We start from the raw sequence: 10,943 nt of genomic DNA on the forward strand, positions 1-10,943 counted from the left end.
GTTGTTTTCCTGGGGACAGTGGGTGGCCCCGGGGACGGATTGGGCCGGACCCCGGATTTCCCGCATCGTTCGGAGTCCTGGTTCCGGGGGGCGGGGTAGCCGGCCGCGTCCTTGTCGGAACCGTCACGGCCTTCCGGGGGGAAGCCATCCATGTCGAACCTGCTCGACCTGCCGCGTCAGGCGTTGATGGATTTGCGCTCGCGTCTCAGCCACCTGCCGCTCGTGTCCCACCTGCACCGACGACACGCGCCCAACAGCCTGGCCCTGTCCAGCCCCGCGCCACAGGACTCGGTGCTGGCGGATCCACAGCGGGTGGAGGTGTGGCGCCGCGCGGTGGAGCGCTACGTGCGCCCCAACCAGGTGGTGGTGGACGTGAAGGCCGGCACCGGCCTGCGCACCTTCCTGGCCGCGCACCAGCAGCCTCGCAAGCTGTACGCGGTGGATGACTCGCGCCTGCTGGACACCACGCAGTGGGTGGCGCGCCGCAACGGCCTGGACCGCATCGACTTCGTGCGCGAGCCCACCTGGCACTTCCAGCCGCAGGAGAAGGCGGACGTGCTGCTGCACGAGCTTCTGGGAGATGCGCTGCTGGACGCGGGGCTCGTGCCGCGGATGCTGGACTTGCGCTCGCGGCTGCTCAAGCCGGGGGGCCGCATCCTGCCCAACCGCTTCGAGGTCTTCGTGGAGCCCGTGCAGCTTCGCGAGGAGGCATGCGTGCCGTTCATCTGGACGCAGCACCTGCCCCACGTGGACTTCCGCTGCCTCCAGTCGCTGCGCGAGGCGATGAGCCCGTCGTACTTCACGCGGCTGGTGCGCTCCTACGAGGTGGACCACCTGCTGTGCGAGCCGGAGCCCGCGTTCGGGTTCGACCTGGAGACGATGCGCGCGGACGGGCTGCCTTCGCGCGTGCGCATCCGGCGGCCGGTGGAGGAGGACGGGCGGGTGGACGGCTTCTGCCTGTTCTACAAGGTCGCCTTCGACGCGGAGCTGGCCTACGACGTGTCCCCGCTGCGCGAGCGCAACACCACGGCGATGACGCTGCTGCGCGTGGAGCCCCGCGAGTTCAGCCGCTACGACACGCTGAACTTCGAGCTGGAGCTGCCCAATCCGTCCGACCCGCGCACCTGGCGGTGGCAGTTCACCTGACGGCAGTGCCGGAGCCCGGAGTGATGCCCGGTGGACAGCCTTGCTGCCTCCGGGTGTCGCCGCAGGTGGGCGCACTGCCTAGCTTGCACTCCACATGCGACCGTTCCGGCTCCTCGTCCTGCTCCTCGTCTCCGCCGCCGCGCTGCCCGCCGCCGCCCAGGCTCCGCGCACCGTGGCCGGCGTGTGCGGCCGCACCAACTGGGTCTGCGTGTCGGAGTGCATCGACGCGGAGTGCGTCGACAAGTGCCTGCGTGAAGGCTGCGAGGACGCGCTCAAGCGGCTGAAGTCCTGCACGAGCAAGGCGGCCTGCGCGCCGGACGACACGGTGTGCGCGGCGAAGTCGTGCGGGCTCACCTGCGAGAGGTCCTTCGAGCCCGCGCCCAAGAGCCCGGAGAAGCTGGCGGCGAACCCGTGCGAGGGCGACAAGGCCCCCAAGGGCACCGCGGTCCCCAAGGAGCTGGTGGGCACGTGGGTGCTGTCCGCGGCGAGCATCCCGGACGTGGACCAGGGCAAGGAGGAGCGCCTCGACGTGCAGCCCCGGTCCGACTACGCGCGGGCGCTGCAGCTGACGCCCGACGGGTGCTTCGTGCTGCGCACGAAGCTGGATGACGCGACGCTCGGGCGCGGCAGCACGCTGGACGTGCGCGCGTGGGGTCGCGTGGAGGTGAAGGACAAGAAGCACCTGGCGCTGCGCACGCAGGACGGGCAGGCCGTGGGCCCGGTGTGCGGCAAGGAGCGCGTGGTGCCCCTGGCCAGGGGTAGGTTCAAGGGCGGCGAGTTCACGTACGCCATCGAGGAGAAGGACTCGCTCGTGCTCACGGTGCCGGGCGCCACCCGGCAGACGTTCCAGTTCGAGCGGGAGAAGCAGGAAGCGCCGGAGCCTCAACCCAAACCGTAGGAGGACCTTGCCCCCACTGGGGCGCACGGGTGAGAAGGACGCCATGGCAGGCCGCGAGCGGATGGCGAGCATTGACTCGGCGTGGCTCCAGATGGAGGAGCCCGCGAACCTGATGATGATCACCGCGGTGCTGTGGTTCGACGGCGCCATGGACCTGGAGCGGCTGCGCGCCGTGATGCGGGAGCGGCTGGTGGAGCGCTACCCGCGCTTCCGGCAGCGCGTGGTGCCCGGGCCGCTGGGCGCTCAGCACTGGGAGGACGCGCCGGACTTCAACCTGAACGAACACCTGTCCACGCTGCGCGTGCCGGCCTCGGCGGGACGCGCGGGACTGGAGGCGCTGGTCGGGGACTGGCTGGGCGTGCCGCTGGAGCGCTCGCGGCCGCTGTGGCACTTCCACCTGGTGCGGGGCGTGGAGGGCGGGGACGTGCTGCTCGCGCGGCTGCACCACTGCATCGCGGACGGCATCGCGCTCGCGCGGGTGCTGCTGTCGCTCACGGATCCGGTGGACGCGGCGGCAGGCGCTGACGGGGCACGAGCCGCCGCGCCTCAGACGGACACGGGGGCCCTGAGCGAGGACGCTGACCCGGGGCTGTCCTCCGAGGCGGCGCGGCAACCTCGGGCTCCTGCGGACGCGAGGGCTCGGGGCGAAGGTCTCGCCGCGGAGCTGTCCTCCGAAATGGAGCGGCAGCCTCGGGCTCCGGGCTGGATGCGGCTGGCCCGGGGCGCGCGCTCGGCGCTGCGCAAGGGCGCGGAGCTGGTGCGCGAGCCCATCCTCGCGGGCGACCTCGTGCGCGACGGGGCTCGGGGCGCGGCGGCGCTGGGCAAGCTGCTGGTGCTGCCTCCGGATCCGCGCTCTCCGCTGCGCGGGCCGCTGGGGCCCCGGAAGGTCGCCGCGTGGTCGGAGCCCATCGCGCTGGAGCGGGTGAAGGCCGTGGGCCGCACCCTGGGCGGCACGGTGAACGACGTGCTGCTCACCGCGGTGACGGGGGCGCTGCGGCGCTACCTGGCCACGCGCGACGCGCCGCTGGAGGACGTGCACGCGCTGGTGCCGGTGAACCTGCGGCCGCTGGACGTGCCGGTGCCCCGCGAGCTGGGCAACCACTTCGGCGTGGTGTTCCTGCGGCTCCCCGTGCACCTGGCGGAGCCCCGCCGCCGGCTCCGGGAGGTGGCGAAGCGGATGGAGCACCTCAAGCGCTCGCCGGAGGCCGTGGTGATGTCCGGGCTGCTGGAGCTGCTGGGGCGCACGCCCGCGGCGCTGGAGCGCGCCGCCGTGGACGTGATGGGCACCAAGGCGTCGCTCGTCGCCACCAACGTGCCCGGGCCCCGCCAGCCGGTGTCGCTCGCGGGCACGCGGCTCGCGGGACTCACGTTCTGGGTCCCCCAGGCCGGCCACGTGGGCCTGGGGGTCAGCCTCTTCAGCTACGCGGGACAGGTGACCGTGGGCGTGGCCTCGGATGCGGCCCGCGTGCCGGACCCGGGGGCCCTCGTCTCCGCGTTCCAGGAGGAGCTGGACGCGCTGGAGACGACGGTCCCCTGAGCATTACTTCGCGAAGAGCTTGTGCGGGTCGTACTTGCCGCGCACGTCCTTGAGCTTCGCGCGGATGGCGTCCGGCCACGCGCTGTCGAATTGCTCCGGGGACTGGACCTTGCCCATGAAGTTGATGGTCATCTCCGGCGACAGCCAGGGCTTCAGCTCCGCGCGCAGGCCCTGCGTCGCGCCGGGGAGCACCGTGTCGAACAGCGGCGGGTGCATGCCCACCAGGCCGATGATGAAGTTGCCGCCACGGCCGCCCACCGCCGAGCCGCCCGCCACGTCCTTCCAGCTGGCGCCGCCCAGGTGGCGGATCTCCATCATGAAGTACGGCGTCTGCACGCCCGCGCCCACGTGGCGCAGCACCGTGGTCGCGAAGTCCTGGTCCACGTGGGTCAGCATCATGCCGTTGGTCCACACGGGGCTGGGCTGATCCGGATCATTGTGGATGCGCGCCATCTGGGACGCGGGCAGCTCGCCCAGCATGTCCAGGTACACAGGGGCCAGCGCGCGCAGGGGCGCCGCGAACTTCGCGCCGTCCTCGGTGGAGCCCGGGTACGCGAAGCGCAGGTTGATGACCGTGCGGCCGCGCAGCGGGGGCGGGATGAAGTCGAACGGCGGGAAGCGCATGACGGCGATGCTCGTGGACACGCGCGCGTCGGCCTCCGACGTCCACTTCACCCAGCCGCGCAGCACGGCCTCGATGTGCTGCTCCTCGAAGAAGAGGCTGCCCGCGTACAGCGTGCGCATCTCCACGAGCTTGAGCTTCACCTCCGTCACGATGCCGAGGCCGCCCTTGCCGCCGCGCAGGGCCCAGAACAGGTCCGGGTGGTGCTCGGCGCTCGCCTGGACCGTCTCACCGTCGGAGGTGACGACCGTGTAGCCCACGACGTAGTCGGAGCTGACGCCGTGGCTGCGGACGAGGGGCCCCAGGCCGCCGCCCAGCAGGTAGCCCACCACGCCCACGTTCGTGGACGAGCCGGCGACGGGGGCCAGGCCGTGCTTCGCGGCCTCCGCGATGACCGGCTCCCAGCGCGCGCCCGCGCCGATGGTGGCGGTGCGCGCCGCCGCGTCGATGCTCACCTGGTTCAGCGCCTTCGTGGAGATGAGCACGCCGGAGGTGACGGACGCGTACGTCCCGTGCCCCGTGGCCTGCACCGCGACGGGCAGCTTGTTCTCCCGGGCGAAGCGGATGGCTTCCGCCACGTCCTGCGTGGACTTCACCGCCACCACGTACTGCGGCGTGTGCTGGACCAGGACGTTGAAGCCGGCGCACTCCGGGGCATAGCCCGCATCGCTGGGGGTGTAGACGGGGCCGCTCACGCGGCTGGCGAGAGTCTGGGTCATGGGGCGTTGCTCCTTCGTGTCAGCCGACCCCTGCGGGCCGGGAGAGGGGGACTCGGGTGAGGTGCGTTGCCACGTCGAGGGAGTACGAGCGCGAAGCAGCATAAACCTGGAAGTCCGGTTCGTACACGGAAGCGCTCCGCGAAAACACGGCCCGGGTTCCAGAGGGCTGGCCTCCCGCTACCTCTACGACAGGCCGTGCTCCTCCAGCTTGTTGTAGAGGGTGCGCCGGCTGACGCCGAGCAGCCGCGCCGCCAGCGTGCGGTTGTCGCCCGCGCGCTTCAGCGCATCCACCAGCGCTTCCTTCTCCACGTCCTTGCGCCGCGACTCCAGCGTGACGGAGTCAGACGGTGACACAGGCAGCGGCGCGGCGACGGGCGGCGGCGCGATTCCCGGCTGGCGTGACAGCTCCCGCGCCACGTCCGCGCCGGTGAGCACGGGCCCGTCGGAGAGCACCACCAGCCGCTCCAGGAAGTTCTGCAGCTGGCGCACGTTGCCGGGCCACGGCTGGGTCTGGAGCGCGCGCAGGCCGTCCTCGCTCAGCGTGAAGGGCGGCCGGCCGTTGGTCCTGGCGTGCACCTCCAGGAAGTGGCGGGAGAGGAGCGCGATGTCCTCCGGCCGCTCGCGCAGCGTGGGCAGCCAGAGGGGCACCACGTTGAGGCGGTAGAAGAGGTCCTCGCGGAAGGTGCCCCGGCGCACGCCGTCTTCGAGCGACTGGTGCGTGGCCGCGACGAAGCGCACGTCGACCTTCACGGTCTGGGTGCCGCCCAGCCGTTCGAACTCGCGCTCCTGGAGCACGCGCAGGAGCTTCACCTGCACGGCGGGGGACACGTCGCCAATCTCGTCGAGGAACAGCGTGCCGCCGTGCGCCAGCTCCACGCGGCCGGGCTTGCGCGTCGCCGCGCCGGTGAAGGCGCCCTTCTCGTAGCCGAACAGCTCGCTCTCCAGGAGCGTGTCCGGGAGCGCCGCGCAGTGCAGCTTCACGAACGGCCCCGCGCGCCGGGGGCTGCCCTCGTGCAGGGCGCGCGCGGCCAGCTCCTTGCCCGTGCCGGACTCGCCCCGGAGCAGCACGGTCGCGGTGCCCTGGGCGGCCTTCACCAGCAGGGACTTCACCTCCGTCATCGCGCGGCTTGAGCCCATCAGCAGGCTGTCCAGCGCCTTGCCCTCGCCGCGCGCGGGCTCGGGAGTGTGGCTCGCCTGGAGCAGCGCCTTCTTCAGCGTGAAGAGGAGTTCCTCGCGGTCGAAGGGCTTGAGCACGAAGTCCGCCGCGCCCGCCTTCATGGCCTCCACGGCCAGCGGCACGGTGCCGTGCGCGGTCATCAGCAGCACGGGCACGTCCGGCCAGCCGCGCCCCACCTCCGCGAGCAGCTCCATGCCGCTCATGCCCGGCATGCGCACGTCGCTCAGCACCACGTCGATGGGCCGGCGCGCGAGCAGGGCCAGGGCGTCCTTCGCGCTGGACGCCGGATGCGGGGTGAGGCCCGCCTGGGTGAGCAGCGCGCCCAGCACCTTGAGCAGCGCGGGATCATCGTCGACCACCAGGACGTGGCCCTTCAGTGCGTCGCTCACGCGGCTTCTCCCTCGGATGCCGGGGCCTGGGGGACGGGCGCTGCCGGCAGGCGCAGGCGGAGGATGGTGCCACGGCCCTCGCCGCTCGTCAGGGACGCAGTGCCGCCGTGCGCCTCCGCCACGCGCCGCACGAAGGCCAGGCCCAGGCCGCTGCCCGTCGCCTTGGTGGTGTAGAAGTCGTCGAAGGCCCGCTCGCGCGTGCGCGCGTCCATGCCGCTGCCGGTGTCCTCCACCTCCACCACCACCGCGTCGCCGTCCTGTTGCGTGCGCACGGTGAGGGTGCCGCCCGAGGGCATGGCCTCGAAGGCGTTGCGCACCAGGTTCTCCAGTGCGTTGGCGAGCAGGTCCTCGTCTCCGGCGCACTCGGGCAGGGCGGGGGCGAGGTCCTTCTGGAGCTGCACCGCTCCCGGGGTCGCGAAGGCCTGGAGCGACAGCACGCCCTCCACCAGCCGGTTCAGGTCCAGCGGCCGGCGCAGCGGCTCCACGCGCGCGAGGCGCTGGTACGTGCCCGCCACGCGGTCCAGGCGCTCCACCTGCTCCAGCAGCAGGTCCAGGAAGTCCCCGTGCGCGTCCCAGGAGTGGCCGCGCGCGTGCTCCTCTTTCAAGTACTGCGCGGCGCCCTTGAGCGCGGCGATGGGGTTCTTCAGGTCGTGCGCCATCTGCGCGGAGAAGCGCCCCAGCGTGGCCAGCTGCTCCAGGCGCTCGCGCTGGGTGACGAAGCCGGTGACGACCCGCCGCGCCGCCGCGAGCAGCGCGAAGGTGATGGCGGTGGTGCCCACGACGAGCGCGCCGGACTCGGCGGCGAAGACGCGGAAGAGGGTGAGGTAGGCCAGCACGCCCACCAGCGCGAGCACGACGGCGTGCATCGCCGCGCTCGTGGCGCGTGCGTCCTGGCCGAAGAGCTGGAAGCGCAGGGACACGATGGCCATCACCGGCAGGCCCAGCAGCGTGCCCACGTTGCCCAGCTTCGGCACGGGCAGGGCCATGTCCGCCGCCAGGTCCGTGAGCAGCAGCGCGACGAGCAGCGTGAGCCCCAGCACCACCAGGCCCGCTCGCGCCCGTTCATCCTGCGAGCCCGCCCGGCGCAGGTGGCGCGTGAGCAGCACGAAGCCCGTGGTGAGGATGGGGATGACGCCGACGGCGACCGCGAGCCCGAAGCCGAAGGTGTTGATGCGCTCCTCCAGCGCGGGCACGCCCATGGCGACGAGCATCGTCAGCGCGAGCGCGCCCATCACCGCGTAGGTGCCGTACATGGCCCAGGCGGAACGGCGGCGTCGGCCCACGAACGCGAGGATGAAGTGCAGCGCGCACGGCAGCGTCATCAGCGCCGCGGCGAAGCCCATCAGCCGCCAGCCGGAGTCTCCTGAACGCGCCAGCCCGAAGGCGGAGAAGTTCCAGGAGGACAGCGCGATGGACAGGAGCGACAGCGGCAGCGCGAGAGGACTCTTTCCCACGCGGGCGAGCGCGATGCCGGCGAGGGCGAGCTGCCCCGCGCACGCCAGCAGGCTGACCCACATGGCACCCGTCATCGCGCGCCTCCGTGGCTCAGCAGCCGGGCGGGGGCAATGTCGGCGAGGGACAGCTGCGCCTCGCATGTCAGGCTCAGCCACATGGCGCCCGTCATCGCGCGCCCTCGTGGCTCAGCACGCGGGCGAGCGAGATGTCGGCGAGGGTCCGCTGCCCCGCGCATGTCAGCAGGCTCAGCCACATGGCGCCCGTCATCGCGCGCCCTCGTGGCTCAGCAGGCGGGCGAGCGAGATGTCGGCGAGGGCCCGCTGCCCCGCGCATGTCAGGCTCCGCCACATGGCGCCCGTCATCGCGCGCCTCCGTGGCTCAGAGCATTCCCAGCCGGCGGGCGTTGGCGGGGTCGACAGCCGCGGACTCCCAGCGCCTCACCGCAGCCTCGCGCTCCGCGTCGGGCGCGTCCGCGTAGTAGCCCAGCGTGTCGTGCAGGGCGCGGCTGAGCTCCTCGATGGCGGCGAGCCGCACGTCCAGCTCACGGTGGCGCAGCGCGGCCACCAGCCAGTCCGCGCGGCGGCGGCTGCGATTCTCCGCCCACCACGCCGACCACTGGCGCGGCTGGAGGCCCAACGTGGCGCGGGTGACTTCGCGCAGCGCTTCCGCCGCGGCCTGCGCGCACATCGCGTCGTCGCTGCCGGTGAGGTTGATGAGGCCCTCGATGGCGTCGCGGTCGTGCAGCGTGCCCAGGGCGCGGGCCGCCAACGAGCGGCGCAGCGCGTCCCGGCTGGCCAGCTCCTGGCGCAGGTCCCTCAGGGACGCGTCCAGGCGCGGCAGGTGCTTGAGGGCGGCGGCGGCGACTCGCGCGGCGCTGGAGATGTCCGGCTCCATGTCGAACAGGCCGCGCAGCACGCCGTCCACCAGCTCCGCGTAGGGCAGGTTGCCCGCGGTGAGCAGCGCCAGGTAGCGCGTATCCGCGTCGTTCGAGTCCAGGAGCGGCGCCAGCGCGACGGCCGCGGGACGGCCCAGGCGTGACAGGGCGGCGGGGATGGGGCCCAGTTCGTCCGCCTCCGGCAGCTCCACGACGGGCAGGCGGCTCCAGGCGGTGGGGCCGGGGAAGTGCTGCGCGAGCACGCGGGCGCTGGCCTCCGGCGAGCGCGACAGCTCCGCGATGGCGCTGGAGCGCTGGGACGCGTCCGGGCCGGTGAGCCGGCGCAAGAGGGGCGCGAAGTCCGGGGGCGGGCGCTCTTCCGGCGACAGCACGCGCGGGGGCAGGGCGGCGGCACGGCCCAGGTTGGCCACGCCTCCGCGGCCGAACACGGGGTTCCAGCCGAGGCCCGCGACCACGGCGGGCGCGGGAGCGGGCGGGACCGGAGCAGGGAAGCCGGGCACGTCCACGTCGATGGAGATGTCCTCTTCGGGCGCGCGCAGCTCGGACACGCGCTGCTTGCGGAAGAGGATGAGCTCCTGGAAGGCGGCCGGGAGGTCCTGGCAGAACAGGATGTAGTCGCTCAGCCGGCGCTGGCTCATCGGCTTCTGGCCGCAGTCGCCGTAGAGGATGGCCACGAGGCGGCCCTTCACCTCCACCGGGTACAGGAAGACGGTGCGCGGGGCCTGGCGGCCGAAGAGCTCCAGGTAGTGCCGCGTGAGCGCGTCCGGAGGCAGCGGGCCCGCGTAGCTGCCGCGCGTGACGGCGACGGTGCGGAAGACGCTGCTCGCGTCCAGGGGGATGGAGACGAGGGACAGGGCGTTCGCGTCCAGGCCCTCGCCGCGCGCGTCCCAGCCACCGGCGGCGCCGCGCACGACGGCGAAGGCGGCCACGTAGTCGAACGTGCGGCGGCCGAAGCGCAGCGCCACGTCCAGCAGGCGGTCCAGGTCCCGCGTCGCCTCACGCAGCGCGGAGCGAGCCTGGGGCAGCGTCCACTCCGGCACGGCGGCATCCGGCGCGCTGGAGGCACCCGGGACGGGCGCGGGCTCCGGCGTGCGGAGACGGTTCGCGCCCGGCGTGGACGCGGGGTTGCTGAAGATGATGAACGACGGCTCGCCCCGAGGCGCCGGGGGAACGGGCGGCGGGGTCGGCGTGCCGGCCTGTGCCGCGCGAGCCTGCTGCTCGGGCGAGGGAGGCCACACGGCGGGCCGGGCTCCCGAAGGCTGGGCGGGGGCTCCGGCGCGGTTCGCGGGTTGAGGCGCGGTGGCGGATCCGCCCTGCGCGGGCTGCGAACCCGGAGCGGACGCGCCCTGAGCGGTCTGGAAGCCCGGCGTGGATCCGCCCTGCGCGGGCTGGCCTGGAGGGAAGGTGCCCGGAGCGGACGCGCCCTGCGCGGTCTGCGAGCCCGGGGGGAAGGTGCCCTGCGTGGTGGTGCCCGGTCGACCAGAGCCCTGCGCGGAGGCGGTGGTCCCCTGCGTTCCCGGAGCGGAGGCGGTGCTGCCCTGTGCGCCTGCCGTCGACGTGCCCTGCGCGGACGGTGCGGTGGTGCCCGGTCGGGCCCCCTGTGCCGGCGCCTGCGCGGTGGTTCCCGGTCGAGCCCCCTGGCCCGTCGTCGCGGTGGGCCCCGGTCCTCCGAAGCTCTGGGTCGGCGAGATGTTCTGCGCGGTGGTGCCCGGTCGGGAACCTTGTCCCGTCGTCGCGGGGCCTTGTCCGCCGAAGCCTTGCGTCGCGGGCCCCGGTCCTCCGAAGCCCTGCGCACCCGTGGCGGACGAGGCCTGCACGGTGGTTCCAGGACGGCCTGCCTGCGGCGGAGTGGCGAACGCACCCGGCGCGGTGGGGCGACCGCCCTGGCCGGAGCCCTGCGATGCGGCGGCGGACGCGCCGGCCGAACCCACGGGCGTCAGCACCGGCACGGTCTGCGGCGGCGGCAGAGGGCGCTCTCCCGGCGGGTAGAGCGTCGGCGGCGCGGCGGCACCCGACGGTGCCTGCGCGGGAGTCGTGGCGCGCGCGGGCGTGCCCGGCATGTTCAGCCGCAGGGGCTCGCGCGTGTACGCGGGGGGCGGGATGTC

General features: G+C 73.5%; 7 protein-coding genes. 3 read left to right on the top strand and 4 right to left on the bottom strand.

Translation table 11 applies throughout. The annotated features are described in order from the left end of the window. Positions 1-150: 150 nt before the first annotated feature. The 3 genes from D7W79_RS31085 to D7W79_RS31095 all read left to right on the top strand — a co-directional run bounded on the left by D7W79_RS31085 (position 151) and on the right by D7W79_RS31095 (position 3,581). Positions 151-1,146 (top strand): class I SAM-dependent methyltransferase, encoded by a 996-nt coding sequence (locus D7W79_RS31085; protein ID WP_120529000.1) that lies wholly within the window; start codon positions 151-153, stop codon positions 1,144-1,146. A 94-nt stretch (positions 1,147-1,240) separates the two neighbouring features. After that, complete coding sequence (locus D7W79_RS31090; RefSeq protein ID WP_120529001.1) at positions 1,241-2,044, top strand: hypothetical protein; 804 nt, start codon at positions 1,241-1,243, stop codon at positions 2,042-2,044. Positions 2,045-2,087: 43 nt separating this feature from the next. Next, positions 2,088-3,581, top strand: a complete 1,494-nt coding sequence (locus tag D7W79_RS31095; protein ID WP_120529005.1) for a wax ester/triacylglycerol synthase family O-acyltransferase — start codon at positions 2,088-2,090, stop codon at positions 3,579-3,581. 3 nt (positions 3,582-3,584) lie between these two features. On the opposite strand, the gene D7W79_RS31100 is transcribed toward D7W79_RS31095, so the two are convergent. The 4 genes from D7W79_RS31100 to D7W79_RS31115 all read right to left on the bottom strand — a co-directional run. Then, on the bottom strand, positions 3,585-4,922 hold the full coding sequence (locus D7W79_RS31100; protein WP_120529002.1) for an FAD-binding oxidoreductase: 1,338 nt from the start codon (positions 4,920-4,922) through the stop codon (positions 3,585-3,587). A gap of 183 nt (positions 4,923-5,105) precedes the next feature. Beyond that, positions 5,106-6,488 (bottom strand): sigma-54-dependent transcriptional regulator, encoded by a 1,383-nt coding sequence (locus tag D7W79_RS31105; protein ID WP_120529003.1) that lies wholly within the window; start codon positions 6,486-6,488, stop codon positions 5,106-5,108. Then, positions 6,485-8,017 (bottom strand): sensor histidine kinase, encoded by a 1,533-nt coding sequence (locus D7W79_RS31110; protein WP_120529004.1) that lies wholly within the window; start codon positions 8,015-8,017, stop codon positions 6,485-6,487. The genes D7W79_RS31105 and D7W79_RS31110 overlap by 4 nt, the downstream gene beginning before the upstream one ends. Before the next feature lie 304 nt (positions 8,018-8,321). After that, positions 8,322-10,943: FrgA protein (locus D7W79_RS31115; RefSeq protein ID WP_244222069.1), on the bottom strand; the 2,622-nt coding region annotated here is incomplete at its 5' end.

Source organism: Corallococcus exercitus (assembly GCF_003611585.1).
Taxonomy (GTDB): Bacteria; Myxococcota; Myxococcia; order Myxococcales; family Myxococcaceae; genus Corallococcus; species Corallococcus exercitus.

Coding starts and splice junctions, on each gene's coding strand:
- D7W79_RS31085 (WP_120529000.1), top strand. CDS start 151: ATGTCGAACCTGCTCGACCTGCCGCGTCAGGCGTTGATGGATTTGCGC.
- D7W79_RS31090 (WP_120529001.1), top strand. CDS start 1,241: ATGCGACCGTTCCGGCTCCTCGTCCTGCTCCTCGTCTCCGCCGCCGCG.
- D7W79_RS31095 (WP_120529005.1), top strand. CDS start 2,088: ATGGCAGGCCGCGAGCGGATGGCGAGCATTGACTCGGCGTGGCTCCAG.
- D7W79_RS31100 (WP_120529002.1), bottom strand. CDS start 4,922: ATGACCCAGACTCTCGCCAGCCGCGTGAGCGGCCCCGTCTACACCCCC.
- D7W79_RS31110 (WP_120529004.1), bottom strand. CDS start 8,017: ATGACGGGTGCCATGTGGGTCAGCCTGCTGGCGTGCGCGGGGCAGCTC.